Source organism: uncultured Bacteroides sp. (assembly GCF_910578895.1).
Classification (GTDB): domain Bacteria; phylum Bacteroidota; class Bacteroidia; order Bacteroidales; family Bacteroidaceae; genus Bacteroides.
In genome coordinates, this window is sequence record NZ_CAJTSC010000024.1 from 1 (window position 1) to 18,616 (window position 18,616).

Sequence of the window (18,616 nt, forward strand, 5' to 3'; positions counted from 1 at the left end):
GGTCGGCAGCGTGATAGACGTGCACTCTGCCATCCATACGGGAATTGGCGTCCATGTGAAGAACAGCATCGGCACCTATATCGTCACCGAGATCACGCACATTGCGGGTATGGGCGGTAGTTACCAGAACTACTTCACGGCCCTCCCTTCCTCGATTCCCTCGCTTCCGTGCCCTGACGTCCCCCTTCCGGTTGCCCATACGCAGCAGGCGGTTGTCTTGAGCAACGACGACCCGAAGAAGCTGGGGCGCGTCCAGGTCCGTATGAACTGGCAGAGCGGTTCGATGCAGACCTCCTGGATACGCGTGCTTACGCCTGACGCCGGCACGAGCGACAAGGTGTCAACAAACAGGGGGTTCGTTTTCATCCCCGAGAAGGGTGACCAGGTTATGGTCGCATTCCGTTATGACGACCCCAACCGTCCGTTCGTGTTGGGCAGCCTTTTCCACGGGAAGTCGGGCACCGGCGGCGGCAGCTCTAACAAGACGAAGAGCCTGACGACCCGCAGCGGGTGTACAGTGACGCTCGATGATGAGAAAGGAAGCATTACGATGAAAGACAAGGAAGGCAACAGCTATGTGGCAGACGGAGAAGGAAATATCACTATCTCCGCTTCTAAGAGCATTACCTTGTGTGTCGGTGAAAACAGCGTCACAATTGATAGTGACGGCAATATATCATCAAATGCCCAAAAAGCCATAACAGAGTCGGCCGGTGAAAACATCGCCCAATCGGCAAAAAATATTGATTGCACGGCAAATGAAGCCTACAATATCTCCAGTACCGATTTTACAGCCACAGGAAGCAGCAGTGCCTTGGTCAGCGGAACAACAAAAGCCACGGTAGATTCTTCCGGAACTACTGCGGTAACCGGAACAATCGTTAAATTGAATTAGCAGTCTATGAGCAATGCCATACAACAAATAGCAGACAGGATGCTCTACCAATGGGAAGATGCAGTAGGAAAACCGGTCAAGCTAATACGTATCGTCATACAGCCGGGAGACGAAAGTATGCTCGAGGCTTTCTATGACTATATGCTTGCCGTAGACAGCGAAGAGGAGGATATGGTATTCGTGATAGAACTTCCGTTCAGTTCCATCTCCGATTTCTCAAAAGATGTTGTGGCGTATATCGCACAACAGATAGAATACTGGAACCATTCGGAAAAGCCCGAAGAAATCGTCTCCGAGTATGTCGATTGGGTTCCGGACTATACGGTCGTGATGCAAGAAAACGAGGCTTCCGTCGCAGTCGCCAACTTGAACCGGCTGACAGAAGTCCTTGTGAGCGGAACCGATATGAAATGCAGTTTTGTGTTCAACCTGAAAAACACATCCGATTATGACGGATGCCGTGAATGGTTTGGAAAAGCCCTTGCCTTGCCGTTCCATCCGCAGATGGTATGGGGCATATCTGATATAAAGGGCTATGAACAGTTCGGTAAACTCATGGGCAGGCACTCCGATGACACGGAGTCCATTTATCCACCGATTGATTTGGGCGAAGCGATGGAACAACTCGCCGAACAAGCGGCGAATGAAGATAAAAGCGATCCGGCAGCTTCCAATTTCAGACTGGTGTTAATCAAACTGATGAACAGTGTGAAAAAAGGGAATGTGCCGGAGACGGAGAAATTCGCCAAGCAGTGCCTTGATATCGCTCTTGATAATGTAAAGAGAGATATCCACTGGATCAGCCAGTTTGTAACCGTATATACCATCCTGTATACCGACCAGTTGGCCCGTAAGGATTATAAGATGGCCATGTACTTTGCGGATAAAGCCGTGGAAGCCGCCGAAATCGGGGCAGAGAAATTAGACCCCTCGCTGGCTTGCAGATTGCTCGGCAACACCCTGTTGGGGAAGGCTTCCATCTATGTGCGGGAAACGCATTGGAAAGAGGCCGCCGAGACATACTATCGCGGTGCCGAAGCCTATTCGAAGTGCAACGACTATCTGATGCAGGGCGAATCACTGAGATTGAGCGGCTGGTGCCGGGAGAAAAATTATGAAAAGTCATTGGCTGCGGAGTGTTATGTGGAAGGGTTTAGGCTCTCCGACAAACTTTCCGCAGAGCTTGTCAGGAACTCTTCTTATCCTCTTCTGCTGTTAAGCCTGCTGAACTGTCAGGAACGTTCCAAACTGGTCAGCGATGATGAGATAAACGAGGTGCTGACCCGGATGTTCGGAGAGGGATGGGAGAATTATTTATATGAGTATAAAAGAAATTTAGGGAAATACAATGGTATGGCTGAACAACATATTCAGGAATCTTGAGAGGATGTTCACGGATGCGACCGAATATACCTACGCGAATCCCAAGGCGGGATACCTGGTAGTTATCCTCCTGCTTTTGGTATGGCTTGCGGGGCTGATATTCGACTGGAAATGGACTTATTTCAGGCCCGGAAGCTGGGGAGGAAATTTCTTGCTTGAACTGTTAGGACCAGCCGGGTTCCGTTTTTGGCTCGGGGTCATAATCGTAATTGCCATCCTTGCATCCACTTATTTGTATTTTCGGATTAAATAACGACTTAAATAAAGACGGCTATGGCAGACACAGGTTATTTCGATAGCGTGAGTGCGAATCTTAAGGCGGGCATCGGTGCGCAAGCCGAGGGCATCGCAAACGGTGTGACGGCGAACTCCGAAGCCGGTGTTTCTCCGTCAGTGAACGCCCTCGACACGGGCGTGAAGGCTGCTGCTGCCATCAGCGGTCTTGCCGACGGCTTGAGCGAAGCTGCCATGCTTCCCCTATTGGGAGCGATGGGTATGAAGGGCCAGGCCTGCCTCCCCATTTCGAAGCAGCTCGATCCCGTCATCGGTGTGGACATCCATCTTGTGAACATCCCCCCGTCTCCTGTCGTCCCTATGCCACATCCCTATGTGGGCGTGCTTCTCCGTCCGCAGGACTTCATCGCTGCCGCAGTGTCTTCGTTCATCCCTCCACCCCCTACGGTGGAAGAGGCCGGCAGTGCCGACGCTGCGAAACTCGCCGAGGTCGGTCACACGGTACTGACCATGGTGGTGGGGATGTTGGGAGCCACCGTCAAGATCGGAGGCTTCATCCCGCGTGCCGTGGCTTCCACGCCTACGCAGAGCGTCCCTCACATCCCGATGGGGGCCGGCTGGGCTGCTCCCTCTGCTGCGATTCCCAAGAACAACGGCCACGCTTTTATGGGGAGCCTTACGGTGCTCGCCGATGGTATGCCTCTCTCGGGCGGCGGTGCGCATCTGCACCTTGACTGCAACGATCTCGGCATCCCGAGCGTACACAAGGTTCCGGGCCTGTTCCTGCCCACGGGTGTCATCAACCCGATACCACCCGCGAAACAGATACTCACCAGCCCTGTTCCCGTGCCCGTCAACCCGATGGCCGCTCTCACACGCAAGTGCAAGGGCGCGTTGGGCCGGTTCTACAAGAAAAAGACCCAGAAGATAGCAGACAAACTGCACAGCAAGGTCAACAATAAGATAAAGAGCAGCTCCCTGAAAGGGATGCTCCACAAGGCCATCTGTACCGTTACGGGACACCCCGTAGACGTCGCAAGCGGTACTTTCTTCACCGACGAAGAAGACTTCTGGCTGGACGGCCCCGTGCCGCTCTCCTGGGAACGCACGTGGTATAGCCGCAGCGACTACCGCGGGCCTCTCGGCAACGGCTGGCACCATGCCTACGACATGGGTATCGTGGTGGAGCCTGAAGAGGGCACGCTCACGCTACGCATGAGCGACGGCATACCCGTGACGTTCCCGTTGCCTACTGCGGGCAAGCCTTCGTTCATCCTGTCCGAGCGCAAGGAGGCGCGTCTGGAGGGTGACGGCGGCTACTGCGTGTGGGATATGGCAGAAGATCTCTACTACCGCTTCACTCGCCGCGAGTACGACTCTGTTCGTCTGCTGGAAAGTGTCACGGACTGTAACGGGCTTGGTATCCGCTTCGGTTACACCCGGGAGGGATGGCTCTCGTCCATCACCGACAGTGCTGGGCGCGAGTTGCGTGTCGTGCCCGACACGCGTAGCGGGCGTATCCTTGAGATATGGGGGCCGCACCCTGATGAACCGGGAAAAGAGGTTGTCCTCGCCTCCTACGAATACGATGCTAACGGCAACATGACCCGGCAGCGCAATGCCGTGGGTGACGCGATGTCCTACGAGTATGCCGGACGTCTTATCGTGAAGGAGACGTGGCGCAACGGCCTCTCGTGGTACTTCGAGTATGATGGCACGGGCATCGGCTCTCGCTGTGTCCACACCTGGGGCGACGGCGGCATCTATAACCACAAGCTGACCTTCCGCGAAGGTGTTACCGAGGTGCTCGACAGCCACGACGCACTTACGGTGTACCACCACCGGAGCGGCCTTGTGTGGAAGAAGGTGGACGCCAACGGCGGCGAGCACCTTTGGCGTTACAACGACAGCCGCCAGCTCCTCGAACAGACCGACCCGTTGGGTAACAGCACCCTGTACAAATACGACGTTTGGGGCAATTGCACCGACAGTTCCGATCCTTGCGGTGGAAGTGTCAGTGCCGTCTATCCCAAGAAGGGCGACCTGCGTAACCGTCCTATCTCCGTGACTACCCCAGACGGGGGCACGTGGGAGTTCGGGTACAACCGCTCGGGTAACCTTGTGAGCCGCACCAACCCGGAGGGGGCGGTCACGAAGTTGTCCTACAGTGACGGCCTCGTTTCCTCGGTGAAAGACCCCTACGGTGTTGTGACGAAACTCGCCTATGACCGTTTCGGCAACCTGACGGAAGCCACCGACAGCCGGGGCAACACCTCCCGCTACGGCTACGACCTGCTCGGCCGTTGCGTGCACGTGACCAACCCCAAGGGCGCGGTGCAGGAAAGGGAATACGACCTTATCGGGCGCGTGACGCACGTGCTTGACTTCGACGGCAACGATATACACCTGTCCTACGACGGGATAGATAACTTGACGGAGTACCGTGACAACGTGCAACGCGTGGAGTACGGCTACTCGGGTATGTGGAAGCTGACTCGCCGCCGCGATTCCCGTGGGGTCGTCCTGTTCCGCTACGACCGTGAGGAACGTCTGTGGGGCGTGGTCAACGAGCGTCTTCGCACCTACGAGTTCGACCTTGACGCCATTGGCAACGTCACAGCAGAGAAAGGCTTCGACGGCGAAGTGCGGCGATACCTGCGTGACCGCGGGGGCCGTGTCGTGCGGGAGACGCTTCCTTCGGGCACGGAGCGCGAATACAGCTATGACGCCTGCTCGCGTGTGACGCACGTATCTTACCCGACCTCCGACGCCCCCGCCCAAAGCTATGCCTACGGGCTTTCCGGCAGGCTTGCGATGGCTTCGCGGGGAGACAGCACGGTCGAGTTCGCCTACAACTCCCTCGGCCTTCCGATACAGGAGACAGCCGACGGCAATACCATACAGCGCACCTACGACCAAACCGGCAGGATACTGACGCTTGAGAGCACGTCGGGTGCCTCGCTGCGCTATACCCGCAACTCCTACGGTGAACTGGAGGGGTTCTCCGCTACGGACGGAACCGATGCCGACGGCGCGGGCACGTGGGAGTCCTCCCACCGCCACGACACGCTGGGCTTCGAGGTGGAGCGTATTCTCCCGGGCGGTGTCGTGCGTTCGTTCGCATACGACGACATCGGCCGTCTCGTGGACGTCCGCACACGCAAAGACGCGCGTACGCGGCATACGCGCCGCTACCGCTGGGGCGTCGCAGACAGGCTGCTGTCCGTGGATGACAGTAAGTATGGCGAGACCCGCTACTCATATACCCCTACTGGTCAGCTTGACAGGGCTGTGTACTCTGACGGCAGCGAGCGTTGGCGAAAGAGCGACGCGCTGGGCAACCTGTACCCCGATCCTGACATGAAGGTGCGCCGGTATCTGAGCGGCGGCCGTCTGGAGCAGGACGGCGAGTGGCACTGCGAGTACGATGCGGACGGTAATCTGACCGAACGATACCGTGGAACCGGAAAATGGCTTGACGGCAAGAAAGAGCGTTGGAGATACCGATGGAATGCCGACGGCTCGCTTGTAAAGGTTATTCGTCCCGACAAGAGGGAGGTGGAGTTCACGTATGATGCGCTGGGGCGCAGGCTCAGCAAGAGTTTCGGCGCGGTTGTCACCCAGTGGATTTGGAATGGCAACGTCCCATTGCACCAGTGGCGGGAGTACCGTGAATACTCTTTCGCGGAAAACCGTTGGCACACCGACCCTGAACGCTGCGACATGACGGTGTGGCTCTTCGACGAGGAGTCATTCGTGCCAATGGCGATGCTCAGGGGCGGCAAATCCTACTCGATACTGACCGACCAGCTCGGAACACCGACAGAGGCATACGACACTGAGGGTAACGAGGTGTGGAGCCGTGTGCTCGACATGGACGGCAACGTCATTGAGGAGACCGGCAATAAGGGTATGATACCGTTCTTGTTCCAAGGACAGTACTATGACCGGGAGACGGGGTTGGCGTACAACAGGTTCAGGTACTATGATCCGAAGACAGGGGCGTATATCTCGCAGGATTTAATTAGATTGGCAGGAAAGAATCCTACACTTTATGGATATGTTAGTAACCCTAATAATTCCTTTGATATTTGGGGGCTTGACACTGTATATAGTAGAAAAAAACGAGCAAGAGATGGAACAGAAAAGCCATATGTTGGTAGTGCAAAATATGGAATCCATAAACGATATACCTCCAAAGATTTAGAAGGAGCAGATGGGAAAGACGTATTTGATGGATTAAACCATGATACATCCAGAGGTTTAGAGCAATTGATATATGAACGAGGCATAGAAAAAAAGGGTAAGGATTATTGGGCTAACAAGTATAATCCGGTTTCACCAGCTCATGCCAAAGGAAATAAAATATATAAAGATAATATGGATAAATACACCTATCGAACAGAAAAAGCTAAAGAAGTTATGAAGGAACAATATGGAGAGGATTGGCTTAACGTCATTGATGAATCTTTTGGCTTTTAAGAGCTTGTTTAAATTTTCCTCAATAATAATCTTATAGTGGCTAATTTGACCATTTCCTCTGCCGAGTCGAATGTTAGTTCATAGTTTCGGCAGAGCCTTCTATTGTAATCCATCCATGAGAATGTTCTTTCCACAATCCATCTCTTTTGAATGGGTCTGAATCCCTGTTCCTTGTACGCACTGATAACAACCTGAATGACATATCCGAATTTCTTTCTTATGTTATCGACAAGTTCTCCTCGGTAACCTCCATCGGCAAGAATGTTTTTTACACTGGAGCACATCTCCTTAAGAACCCTCATCAGCAAATAAGCGGCTTTACTGTCATGCACATTAGCTATGGTGACCATAACGGCAATAAGAAAGCCATTCTTATCCACTATGACATGCCGTTTTATGCCTTTTACCTTTTTGTTTCCATCAATACCGTTCAAAGAAGCATTGTTCCCACATCTGACGCTTTGACTGTCCATAATTCCTACACTGGGTTCCATGCTTTGACCGCGTTTCACACGTACATGCCCACGCAATTTCTCTAACAACAAGTCAAAATCCAATTGAGAGGCCCATTTGCGATAGTAGTAATAGACCAACTGCCACTTGGGAAAGTCAAGAGGAAGCATCCGCCATTGACAACCTGTCTTTACCAGGTAAAATATAGCGTTCCAAATCAATCGCAAATCATATTTTCGCTTTCTTTCTTGCAGGTTCAATACTTTTGTTATATATTGCCACTCGGTTTCCGTTAAATCTGTCTGATACATCTTTTTTTAAGTTTGGTCGCTTCATAGAAAGAAATAATCTGGCGGATACGGAAACCTCTTTAGAAAAAGATTTCAGTCATTTTTAAACAGGCTCTAAAATATCAAAAATATTATGGTTATCGAAAATCTAAACAAATATAGATGCAATCAAATTGAGTCTTTAGAGAATCCTGAGAATACTATTCGTTTAATAATCAAGGATGAACTTGATCCAATTAAAATTGAAATATTGAAAGATTCTCTTGTCAATCCAAATACTACTATTACCTTAGTGTTTGCAGCAGATGATAATAACATAAATTATCAACAATTTGAATGTATAAAAGACAATGTTGTTGCTATTGAATCATACAATAGAAAAACTGAATTAAAAAGTATTTCAGGAATTTCTATATTCGGTCATTTAAAAAAAATAATTATAACCGATTTATATAGTAAAAGTATAGATTTATCTGAACTTAAACTAATTAATTCTTTGAAAGAATTATGCTTATTATACAATAATTTGACAAGAAGTCAACATCTGCTTATTAGTGATTTAAAGCAGTTAGAGGGTTTAGAAGTAAAAGGTCTTGATGTTGATTTACTAATGCCATTGCCAAATGTAAAACAATTAGAGTGTTATAATTTAAAAAGTGGTAAAACTATATGTGAAAAATTGCCACAATTGCAAACTTTATCAATTCATAAGTCTTCGAAAAATCTTAATCTTGATTTTCTATCGGATTTAGTATGTTTAGTTTGTTTAGAAATAGATGGATTGAGTCATATTCAAAAAATTCCCGATTTAAATAATCTTGTTTATTTACGTTGTTTGTGGCTAAATAATATGAAAAATCTGGAGTATTTTCCTATACTTAATGAATATATGGAGTTTGTTAAACTATCTGGGAATCTCTCAAAATTAGAAATTCAATGTTTGTCGGAATTAACTCCTGACAAATTGCCAAATATAAAAAGAATTGCAATAGATTTAGGGAATGATAAAAAATCAGATATAGTACTGAATAGGTTTCTTAATGTTTGTGAATCAGGTAAATGGTAAACTGTGAATCATAGTTATAGCAGATGTAGACATACAATTTCACGGAATTACGTACGGTGTAAAAGCGAATTTCGAAGTTTTGATGTCACTGTTTTTGAATGCACTTGCGAGCGAAGTTGGACAATTTTTGCTAAAAAGCCTCTAAAATATAGCGGGCATCTATACAGTAAAGTCAAATTGACGGCATACTATGAAACGAAAAGATAGTTGCCAAATATCAACAAACTGTTGAACTGCTAACCGCCAACAAATCCGATACATTAAAGCGAAGCAACCCATTGTGATTGCCTCGCTTTAATGATATATTCCGATTTAGAAGATTCTCCTTACATTGCTACGGCATACATCACTTTCGCATATAACGAGTTTACCGGATGCACAGAATAGCGGTAAGTATCGGTATCTTCATCGTAAGTCTCAGGCAGAATGTGACATTATCCCAATCAGCATTGTTCGGGTTATTCACATATCCGACAAACACCCCATGAAATGACGTTTTATAAAGAATACAGCCTGTAAATTGATTTTGTTCTAATTTATTGGCTATAAATTTTTAATTGATTGTTTGTTAAGTTCATGGAAAAACGCTATTTTTGCGAAATATGATATCCTTCTTCTTCTCTTGAAAGCGGTTCTGCTGCTTTAACCAAGACGATGGTTTTGGTTTCACCATAAAATACCAAGAACAGCATGGCAGAATTAAGGGCAACCGTGTGCTTGCAAGGAAAGGATATAGAAGTGATTTCATCACATATTGAATTTAGTCGCAAGACAGATACAAAAGGAAGACCGGTGACGAATGTTACCGGCGGTCGTATTACCATCACCATTGAATCGACCAAAGAAACCATCCTTCTTGAAGCGATGGTGAACAGTCCCTTCAAGGCTATAAGTGGCAAGGTGATATATTACAATACTGAAGACAATTCGGTATTTCGTGTTGTGGAGTTCAAGTATTCGTACATTGTACACTATAAGGAAGTTTTCAATGTCGACAGGAAACGTCAGATGTACTCTACCATCACGTTTTCTGCCGACATTATTATGATAGGAGACGCATACTTGAGTAATCAATGGTAAAAATGGATGTCTATTCAGGTATAAATGCGGATCGGGCAGTTATAACGGGACAGGGCCGTCGGCAGACCGGAACGGAAAAATCCCCCTGTCCGGTTGTCACAACCAAACAGAGGGAAAAGGTTAAATATAAATTGTATCAGGCAGCCTTAGGAGCATCCTCATACCCGGCAGACGGTGTTCCGGGTGCGGTGTGTGAGCGTTCAGCCTCTTTGAGACTTTCGTCAATCTTTCGCTGCAGTTCCTTGCACTCCAGTTTGAACCTTGCCAGTTCTTCGGCCTTGCCCCATTTGCGGCCAACGATGTCCTGCAATACCGGGATTTCGTTTTCAGCCCGCTCTACCGCTTTCTGCTGCTTCTCGATAAGTGAGGGCAATTTGCCCAATGCGCCTTGCGGATAGAGTGACGCATCCACGAAGCCGAGAGGTAATGCACCGCTTAGTCCGCATTGGTATTTCAGTCCGCTTATGCCCTCGACAAAGAACGTGTTACGCTCGAATGCCCCATTCATATTATACTCGCTACGCACCAACAGGTCAAGCCCTGCATAAGTGCCGACAGTGCCGTATGCTCCGCTTCGGTAGGTCTTGGATATACGGTGAAGTTCACGCCCGATTTCCTCGGCAGTCGCTTGCGGCAGGTTCAGAAGCATCGTTGCCTTTGTACCCTTGTACGAGGTAATGTATTCCAAATCCTTTGTGAAACAATCCTTTGTGCGCTTCGCTTTTTCAATATCCTCACGAAAGGCGGCAATCTTACGCTCGGCGCGGATGCGTTCTTTCTTGAAAATAGCCTGTTCCTTTTCAAGCTGCATAATCTTATTGTCGAGCTTGGCCTTGTTCAACAGGTCGGTATTGCCGGAGAGGATAGCGATAAATTCGGTGAAGTTCATACCGCTGTTCTCGTCCATGCCGCCCTCGTCGATGCGGCGCACTGCGATTGTGCCGTTGTTGATTTGAGATATGAACATCTGCTTGTTTTTAAGCAGGTTGAACTTATAAGCGTCAAGTGTCTTTTCCGTGCCGTAAATTATAATGTCAACCACGTTGTCGCCCCATAGTTTAACCGTATTGCCTTTTCTCACTGCGCGCCCATTCCGTTGCTCCATATCGGCAGGTCGCCAGGGTATCTCAAGATGATGCACTGCCACAGCCCTTTGTTGGGCGTTAACGCCTGTACCCAACATGGTAGTGCTGCCGAAAAGCACACGCACCTTGCCGTTGTTCATGTCCTCGAACAGCCGTTTCCTTGCCCGCTCGGTCGTGGCGCACTGGATAAACTGTATCTCGTCAGCCGGAATACCCAACCGCACCAGTTTCTCCTTGATGTCGCTGTAGATGTTCCATTCGTTCGGCTTGTACGTGGAAAGGTCGCTGAACACGAACTGCGTGCCCCGGTTGGCATTCGAGCGCATATAATAATCATAGATGGTATTTGCGCAAATGGAGGCCTTGTTTCCGGCATCGTCACTGAACTTACCGCCTAACAAACGCATATCGAGAGCCATTTTTCGGGCTACGTTAGTGGCAATCAGCATCTTCGCCTTATCGAGATTGTCAGGCTCGGGTGTATCAAGACCCAAATCTTCCCACTGGCCGCTATGTGCAAAGGAAACCAGCCGTCCAATCATTTCCTCCTGTTGGATAGTCGGTGCATGAGAGAGGAAACGCACGTTCTTCTCGGGTGCATCGAGGTTTATCATATCGGCAGTGCGATAATCCGTGATTTCCCGCAAAAACATAGCCAGTTCCGGCACTTTGATGTAGGTGCGGAAACGCTCTTTGCGCTTGATTGCACCTGTCACGTTCAGCTCATAGTCAGCGGTCTTTTGCGTGAATATCGCCGCCCACGCATCGAAGCACGAAATCTGCTGACGCTGCAGTTCGTGTGGTCTAAGGTACTTGAACATCACGTAAAGTTCAGTTAAAGCATTTACGATTACCGTGCCCGAAAGAAATGTCGCGCCGAGGTCGCGCCCTGTGCGGTGCTGAATATCGCGAATGGCGAACAACAGGTTCATTGATTTTTGGGAACCTTGTATGTTACCGATACCTGCTACTCTTGAATGCCTTGTCTGAAACATCAAGTTTTTGTGCGAGTGCGATTCATCGACAAATATGTGGTCTATGCCCATTGAATGGAAATCCACAGTTTCATCTTTCTTTTTATTGATTTTCATCCGTAACCCCTGCAGTTTGGCCGAAAGGTTCTGCTTGCGCTTTTCCAGCCCCTTTTGCATCTTGCCGCTACGGTAGCGCATCGTGGATTTTTCCAGAACTTCCAGATTGCGCTCAACATCGCGAAGTTCTTCCGTGAAGATGTCAATCATCGTTTCCTCCGACTGGGGTATTTTGGCGAACTGGTCGTGTGTCAGGATGATACAATCCCAATTGTTGTTTTTTATCTTGGAAAACACTTCTTTGCGGTTTGCAGGGGTAAAATCCTCTTTTCCCGGATAGAGTATCTTCGCTGAAGGATAAGCCTTGCGGAACGTATCGGCAATCTCGTGAACATTGGCTTTAAGTCCAATAATCATTGGCTTCCGCACCAAGCCGAGACGTTTCATTTCGTAGGCAGCGACACACATAATCATCGTCTTGCCTGTGCCTACCTCGTGCCAACAGATACCACCGCCGTTTTGTTTAATCATCCAAATAGCGTCTTTCTGCGAGGGATAGAGGCTGTCGTATGGGAACTGCTCGAAAGAAAGTCCGGGAAAAGTCTGCACCGAACCGTCATAATGCGGACGGACATAGCAGTTGAAACGCTCGTTGTACACTCTTGCAAGTTCGTTGCGTACTTCTGCCGGTTGGTTATCAAGCCATTCATTGAAACGAGTTCTTATCTCTTGGATTTTGGCCGCCGCTTCCTGTATGGCTTCCTCGTCCGGAACACGCACCTTGTCACCGTTGCGCTCTATCTCTTTCGTGATTTCGGGCACGGTGTCCTGCAAGGCGTGTACGAACAATTCCTCACCGTTGTAATTACGCACGGAATAGGTGTTGTAGGCTATGGGGGAATAGCCTTGCAGACGCACCAAATAGGTGTCGTTCACATCGAAGTACATCACATCGGTTGCCGTTCCGAAAAGTTCCGCTGCAAACTCAGCATACAAAGCCGTGTCAATCCAACGCTCGCCCATGTTGATGTCGAGTTCTTCAAACGGTATCGGTTCGGGTACGGCGGCTTCCAACGCTTCAATGGCGGCTTCCGTCCACTCTTTTCTTTTGTCCGAGAGGTCGGGCAGACAGGAAACAATCTCCTTGCACTTGTCTATGACATTGCCAGCAAGGAAACTGCCTTTGTGTTCCCATGCGTCACGGACGGGATTATAGAAAATTTCACCTTTGAGGTCGCCGACAATCCCGTCCTCGTCCTGTGCGGTGGTCTGTATCAGATAATCCATATCCACACAGCCGTAAAAGTTCAGACTGCTTGCCAACGCCTCGGCAGGGGTCAGTTTCCTGTCGGTGTCTATCCTCTTAAATGCTATGGGTTCGCGCATGATGTCGGCTTTGAGAATGTCCTTGCCGAGCTGCATTTCAATCGTAAACACCTCTACTCCGAGACTGTCAAGCATAATAAACTCCCTGTTGTCGTTGGCATGGAAACAGCCCCATTTGGCAACAAAAGCGTCATACAACGCATTCAGCCGTTCACGCAAATGCGGTTGCTCCGTTTGTTCCGCTTGTTCCTTTGCAGACAGTTCAAAGTATGCTTTGCGGATGGGAAAATAGTCGTTTGCCCTGTCCGTGTTTACCTTGCCCTCGTCCACTGGCACGAAATCAACAGCCACTTCTTCATAATGGCTTGACTTGCGGAAACTGACAACACCCACCTGTCCCTCAAACGTCACCATTGCGCCGTCTTTCATCCATTCGGCCATTGGTTCGGTATAGGCACGTCTGCCTCTGTTCGCTGTCTCAACAGCCATGCTGCCGAAAAGCGACATCTGCGCCGGAGCTTCGCCGCCCATGAAAAGCCCTTTGCGGAAATAGCGGTCGAAATCATGCTTGAGCAGTGCCGAAAGGTATTGAAACATGGCATTTTCATCGCCGAGCCACTGGTACTTGCGTACATACTTGCCGTACTGGTTCATCACAATGCGGCTTCCTGTCGCCAATGCAGTTTTGGGCATGGTGAAAATCCGGTTGGTGTTCTCTGTCATTGTTCCTGCGGTCTCGACCTTTTCCTTATAGGTCTGCAAAAATGACCGCTCACGGAGCGACAATGACGCTTTGTGTGTATGCTTTTGGAATACAAGCAAGTCACTGCCAACCTCGATACCGCCTGTCTGCATGAAAAGCGTGTCCGGCAGACGGATTGCACTAATCAGGTCGGCATTGTTTACGAGGTACTCGCGCACGAACTTGTTGCCTGCCGTGTCCGCTATACCCCTTGATGTGATAAAAGCCAGCAGACCGCCCTCATTCAACAGCTCCATAGCCTTGACAAAGAAATAATTGTGTATCGTCTTGGTTGCCTGTTCGTATGTGCCTCCTTTCCTCCAAAGCTCCGCATCGAACACACGGAAATTCCCGAACGGGATGTTAGACGCTATGACATCGAATTTCGTATGCTCGAAATCCATTTCGCCGATTGTCTCAAATCCGCCTGTACTTGTTATCGTATCGTCATACAACAACGAGAGTATCAGCCCAGAAAGATGGTCTTTCTCAATGGCGTAATCATACGTATCTGACATTGCCACAGGCAGGAAACCGCCAATCCCTGCGGACGGTTCGAGGAATGAGTGCATTCGCAGATTGTTTTGCTTGAACGTCGTGTGTATCTGCCTTGCCACTGCATCGACAATGAATTTCGGTGTGTAAAACGCTGTCAGGACGGATGCCTTGATGCTCTCTGTGACGGCTTGGCGCATCGGTTCAGTGAAATAGGGATATGCGCCGATAAGCTCCTGCAACCTACGGACTGGTTCATCCATGTTGCCGCCAATAGGTCGGTCTGTGCCAATGTTCAATACTTCCTTGATGCCTCCGAAACCCGAATACCGGGATAGTACGGCTTTTTCCTCTTGGGTGGCCTTTCTGCCCTGCATCTTGATTTTCATTGCAGTTTCGATGGCTTCCACATTTGCCACCAGTGATTTCAACTTGTCGTAACTCATATTTAACCTTGTTTTGTTTCCCTTTGTTCGACCGCCGGGATGATTTTTTCTGCATTCTAAGGTGGCAGGAGCAATCGGACAATGCTGAAGCGGAAAAATACGCTCGACAACGGAGAGGAAGATTTTTACGCCTCACTCGCGGCAGAATGCCGGCATTGGCAAGATTGGGACGGCCGGTTACCTTTGCGGAAAAATTCAATCCCCGGCAGGTTGCACAACTGCGGAAAAGCGGTCAATGGAACAAGTAGAAAAGGATGAATGGAATAATATAACCGGAGTGCTAAAACGGGGAAACGGACAGCCAGGACGGACTTCACAGCGGACTGTCTTGGAACTGTGGAGGGCAATATTCATATCGTCCTCCGTAACTCCAAGTCTGTCCGCGTCCGTCCTTTTGCAAAAGCGGCTTGGCGCACTTTATGTAACGTGTTACACAAAATGCGCAAGCGGCTTGAGGCAAACTGTCCGCACTATATCGGGGGCGTAAGGTATAAAAGGGAATGGCAAAGTAAAAAGGGACGGCGACAGGTCTGAAGCGGGGAAATATAGTTGAAGATTGTATTTTTTTAATGTTATGAACATATTATTCAGCAAATTAGTTGTATCTTTGTGAAATCATAGAAACGGATGAAATGAAGACTTCTATACAGATAGCAAAAATAAAAGCAGTGGTACTCTACATCATGCAGAGTTTCACTCAGGGAGTGGACTACATAAAGTTGTTCAAAATACTCTATTTTGCCCAACAGGATCATCTTGTGAAATATGGCAAGGTGATTGTCGATGATTCCTTCAGGGCATTGAAGCACGGTCCCGTGCCTGCTTATACCTATAAGGCTCTGCAAATAGCAGAAGGCAAACCTTTGGACGGAGATTTCAACGCGTTCCTTTCAGGTATAGAGGTTCGTGACAAGAAAGTATATACTTCCGCTACTCCCGATATGGATTACATATCTGGTGCCAACAAGCGTTGTCTGGATGCCGCTATCGCTAAATATAAGGATGCAGACCCTTATGATTTGTCCGACTTGTCGCATGACTCGGCATGGGAAGAAGCGATGACCCGCATTCAGGATGATCCTCAAAAGAACTTTATTACCATTATAGATATAGCCCGGGCAGGAAAAGCAACCAAAGACATGGTAGATTATATCCGCGAAAAGCAGATTGTCAAGAACGCTTTATCTTAAATCAAATGGACGATAAAACCGGTGCATTGGAGAAGCTGAAAGCTGCAATGGCCAAAGCTGAGCAAGTAGATATGTCATCAGTCAAAATTGGTGACATTATTTATGTCCCATTAGACGAAGAGGACGGACTGATACTGAAAGACGGATATAAAGACCGTAATAAATACATCGTCATTATCGGCTTTACTCCGGAAGGTGTTGCCATCGGTGCCTTGCTGATAAATTCGGAGATAGACTCTTCCAAGAGGTCAGAGGAGTTGTTAAACTGCCAGTATCCTTTGATGGTACGCAATTATCGCGATATTCTGGATTATGACAGTTGGCTGGACTGTTCCGATATATTCGAACTTTCAAAATCTAAAATCACGGAGAAGAACGGCAAACTGAAAGGTTGCCTGATTTCCGAAGACAGGGAACGAGTGATAAAATTTCTGAAAGAGACGGATGTGTTTGATAATGTCACTAAAAGGCGTTATGGTATAATAGAATAAGGACATTGAATTGCAGGAAATGGATAAAACAGATTTGGATATCAGAATTGCAGGGAAAGAATCTTTCCTATTGGCAAATGACGGCTTGTATTTAGGCAGATTGTCATTGAGTACATCCGTTCCGGATTCCATATCGAACAATAAGGGTATATATGGAAATGACTATTCGGCCATATCCTTCAAAAACCCATATTCCATATATGGCAGTCCCGGTTCATCCCTAAGCCCATATAATCCAAATACATTAACTCCACCGGTTATTTACTTAAGAGGTGAGAAAGCAGGCTTTTTATCCAAGAATGTGAATTTCGCAGACCGTGTGGACCCGGATGGGCTTAATGAATGGATGATACGTCAACGATTGTACGATTAATTTTCTTCCAGACACATATATAAGTCCCCAACCATTGGGGACTTATTTTTTTTGAGTCAAATTTTAAGACTGTGGGAGCTATCAGCCGATACTATATCAGGGGTTCGGAATGATGCCGGTTCTGACCTGTTTGCCGTTACGGTACAATGAGATTTCTCCGGGCTTGAAGCCCATTTCTCCCAAAGCGATGTTTCGGATATAGTCACGGTACTCTTTGCCTGAAAAGTTCTTGCCGCACAGGTTATTGAAAAACATGGGCATTGAAAATCCGTCGGTGCTTGACAGCACCGTTATACCATTCTGTCTGATTTCATCTTTCATATATTCTTTTATTTCATTGTTTTGTTTACGGTCTTTGATTCTTGGTGGCTGCCATAGAGGTTTGTCACTGCCAGTCCATTCGCTGTAGCCTTACGGCAAGTGTAAAACGTGCCGCCCTTAGGTTTGCCGTCATACCAGGTGATAAGTCGCGAACTGTGGATAACCATATAGTCGTTGCGCCGAAGCAAACAGCCATGATAGTAGTGCTCGCTCAGAATGAGAACATCATCCGAACTACGCAGGATGTTATCATATTTGGCTTTCATCGTATCGCTCCACCGTTCGGTCTGTCCGCGATACGGTATCACGGCAATCAGTTGCAGGTCTGGCAAATCCGGTTGTAACGAGAGAACAACTTCCGCTGCCAGCAAGTCAAACCCCATAGCCATACCGCAGTAGAAATGACGGTAACCGTCAGTGTACGCCTTGATTATCTCTGCCTTTAATTGCCGCTTTAGTTGCTTCCAATACAGGAATGGAATGTTACGGTGTCCGCTGAAGCAGACGGACACTGCCTTGTCATACTTTGTTTGGGTCATATTATTTCACTTTGTAATGAGTTCTTGCAAGGAATACACCTCCGAGTACATTGGCACCAAGATTTTCCAACTGGTTGGCATAGATGGCATAACTCAATCCTTTGGTTATCACATCGTCAAAGATTACCACTATCTTGCCGTTAAAAAAAGCCGAGTCAAACTCAACGACATTAGTCTTGCGGACTTCTTTTTCCGCTTTGCGGTTCTCGTGAATGGCCAGTCTCCCACCACATACCGATACATGGTCGTAGCCATTGATGGCTCCGGTCAGTTCGCACACCCTCTGACAGAATGCTTTGTAGCGTATCTCGTTTTTCTCGCCGGTGGATGCAGGCACGGGAGAAAACACGATACTGTTGCATGATGTGCCGTAACGTTCGGTCATGGCGGCTGCCGTGCGTTGTGCCACTTCTTCGTAAGCCCGTCCATCCTTGAAATCAAATACCATCTTGCGGTCGGCTATCTCACGTTCTCCCACGTTGCGTATGCGTGCAGGGAAATATTTGCAGAACCATGTTTGCGGTTTATCCAACTGCTTTTGAAGTTCAATGTCTATCATCTTTGCCATAACTCTGATTGTTTTTTTCCCTCTTTTTGAAGGCTGTTCAGCCTGTGGAGGGATATTTTCTGCCATCAACTGCCGCACAAGACTACCAATCAGACAAACCGGGAACAAGAAATACACTGTGACGTG

13 protein-coding genes are annotated in these 18,616 nt (G+C 48.3%); 8 read left to right on the forward strand and 5 right to left on the reverse strand.

The window, feature by feature from the left end; translation table 11 throughout:
- From QZ327_RS07740 to QZ327_RS07755, 4 genes are all read left to right on the forward strand, one after another.
- Positions 1-895, forward strand: an 895-nt coding sequence (locus tag QZ327_RS07740; protein ID WP_294618510.1) for a phage baseplate assembly protein V, incomplete at its 5' end; no start/stop codon positions are given.
- A 6-nt stretch (positions 896-901) separates the two neighbouring features.
- Positions 902-2,278: a hypothetical protein gene (locus tag QZ327_RS07745; RefSeq protein ID WP_294618511.1), complete on the forward strand. Its 1,377-nt coding sequence runs from the start codon at positions 902-904 to the stop codon at positions 2,276-2,278.
- Positions 2,244-2,531 (forward strand): immunity 17 family protein, encoded by a 288-nt coding sequence (locus QZ327_RS07750; protein ID WP_294618512.1) that lies wholly within the window; start codon positions 2,244-2,246, stop codon positions 2,529-2,531. Before QZ327_RS07745 ends, QZ327_RS07750 begins: the two co-directional genes overlap by 35 nt.
- 20 nt (positions 2,532-2,551) lie before the next feature.
- The gene (locus QZ327_RS07755; RefSeq protein ID WP_294618513.1) at positions 2,552-6,994 is read left to right on the forward strand and encodes a DUF6531 domain-containing protein; all 4,443 of its coding nucleotides are present in this window, start codon (positions 2,552-2,554) and stop codon (positions 6,992-6,994) included.
- An 8-nt stretch (positions 6,995-7,002) separates the two neighbouring features.
- Here QZ327_RS07755 and QZ327_RS07760 read toward each other — a convergent pair whose 3' ends face one another.
- On the reverse strand, positions 7,003-7,758 hold the full coding sequence (locus QZ327_RS07760; protein ID WP_294618514.1) for an IS5 family transposase: 756 nt from the start codon (positions 7,756-7,758) through the stop codon (positions 7,003-7,005).
- A 112-nt stretch (positions 7,759-7,870) separates the two neighbouring features.
- On the opposite strand from QZ327_RS07760, the gene QZ327_RS07765 reads away from it, so the two are divergent.
- Entirely contained in the window at positions 7,871-8,803 is a 933-nt protein-coding gene (locus QZ327_RS07765) for a hypothetical protein (RefSeq protein ID WP_294618515.1), read from the forward strand.
- Between the two features lie 690 nt (positions 8,804-9,493).
- Positions 9,494-9,883, forward strand: a complete 390-nt coding sequence (tssD, locus tag QZ327_RS07770; RefSeq protein WP_294618516.1) for a type VI secretion system tube protein TssD — start codon at positions 9,494-9,496, stop codon at positions 9,881-9,883.
- 136 nt (positions 9,884-10,019) lie between these two features.
- On the opposite strand, the gene QZ327_RS07775 is transcribed toward tssD, so the two are convergent.
- Positions 10,020-15,008, reverse strand: a complete 4,989-nt coding sequence (locus QZ327_RS07775; protein ID WP_294618517.1) for an N-6 DNA methylase — start codon at positions 15,006-15,008, stop codon at positions 10,020-10,022.
- Positions 15,009-15,640: 632 nt separating this feature from the next.
- On the opposite strand from QZ327_RS07775, the gene QZ327_RS07780 reads away from it, so the two are divergent.
- Both QZ327_RS07780 and QZ327_RS07785 read left to right on the forward strand, forming a co-directional pair.
- Positions 15,641-16,198 (forward strand): Panacea domain-containing protein, encoded by a 558-nt coding sequence (locus tag QZ327_RS07780; protein ID WP_294618518.1) that lies wholly within the window; start codon positions 15,641-15,643, stop codon positions 16,196-16,198.
- Between the two features lie 5 nt (positions 16,199-16,203).
- The gene (locus tag QZ327_RS07785) at positions 16,204-16,689 is read left to right on the forward strand and encodes a hypothetical protein (protein ID WP_294618519.1); all 486 of its coding nucleotides are present in this window, start codon (positions 16,204-16,206) and stop codon (positions 16,687-16,689) included.
- A 469-nt stretch (positions 16,690-17,158) separates the two neighbouring features.
- Here the strand turns inward: QZ327_RS07785 and QZ327_RS07790 are convergent, their stop codons facing one another.
- From QZ327_RS07790 to QZ327_RS07800, 3 genes are read right to left on the reverse strand one after another with little or no spacing between them, the layout of a single operon-like run.
- Positions 17,159-17,383: a hypothetical protein gene (locus QZ327_RS07790; protein ID WP_294618520.1), complete on the reverse strand. Its 225-nt coding sequence runs from the start codon at positions 17,381-17,383 to the stop codon at positions 17,159-17,161.
- A gap of 8 nt (positions 17,384-17,391) precedes the next feature.
- On the reverse strand, positions 17,392-17,922 hold the full coding sequence (locus QZ327_RS07795; RefSeq protein ID WP_294618521.1) for an SLOG family protein: 531 nt from the start codon (positions 17,920-17,922) through the stop codon (positions 17,392-17,394).
- A gap of 1 nt (position 17,923) precedes the next feature.
- Complete coding sequence (locus QZ327_RS07800) at positions 17,924-18,490, reverse strand: ribonucleotide-diphosphate reductase subunit alpha (RefSeq protein WP_294618522.1); 567 nt, start codon at positions 18,488-18,490, stop codon at positions 17,924-17,926.
- Positions 18,491-18,616: the final 126 nt, after the last annotated feature.

What these genes read in the sequence shown, in the direction of transcription:
- QZ327_RS07795 (WP_294618521.1), bottom strand. Translation starts at nt 17,922, where the DNA reads ATGACCCAAACAAAGTATGACAAGGCAGTGTCCGTCTGCTTCAGCGGA.
- QZ327_RS07775 (WP_294618517.1), bottom strand. Translation starts at nt 15,008, where the DNA reads ATGAGTTACGACAAGTTGAAATCACTGGTGGCAAATGTGGAAGCCATC.
- QZ327_RS07785 (WP_294618519.1), top strand. Translation starts at nt 16,204, where the DNA reads ATGGACGATAAAACCGGTGCATTGGAGAAGCTGAAAGCTGCAATGGCC.
- QZ327_RS07760 (WP_294618514.1), bottom strand. Translation starts at nt 7,758, where the DNA reads ATGTATCAGACAGATTTAACGGAAACCGAGTGGCAATATATAACAAAA.
- QZ327_RS07790 (WP_294618520.1), bottom strand. Translation starts at nt 17,383, where the DNA reads ATGAAAGATGAAATCAGACAGAATGGTATAACGGTGCTGTCAAGCACC.
- QZ327_RS07745 (WP_294618511.1), top strand. Translation starts at nt 902, where the DNA reads ATGAGCAATGCCATACAACAAATAGCAGACAGGATGCTCTACCAATGG.
- QZ327_RS07780 (WP_294618518.1), top strand. Translation starts at nt 15,641, where the DNA reads ATGAAGACTTCTATACAGATAGCAAAAATAAAAGCAGTGGTACTCTAC.
- QZ327_RS07800 (WP_294618522.1), bottom strand. Translation starts at nt 18,490, where the DNA reads ATGGCAAAGATGATAGACATTGAACTTCAAAAGCAGTTGGATAAACCG.
- QZ327_RS07750 (WP_294618512.1), top strand. Translation starts at nt 2,244, where the DNA reads ATGGTATGGCTGAACAACATATTCAGGAATCTTGAGAGGATGTTCACG.
- QZ327_RS07755 (WP_294618513.1), top strand. Translation starts at nt 2,552, where the DNA reads ATGGCAGACACAGGTTATTTCGATAGCGTGAGTGCGAATCTTAAGGCG.
- tssD (WP_294618516.1), top strand. Translation starts at nt 9,494, where the DNA reads ATGGCAGAATTAAGGGCAACCGTGTGCTTGCAAGGAAAGGATATAGAA.
- QZ327_RS07765 (WP_294618515.1), top strand. Translation starts at nt 7,871, where the DNA reads ATGGTTATCGAAAATCTAAACAAATATAGATGCAATCAAATTGAGTCT.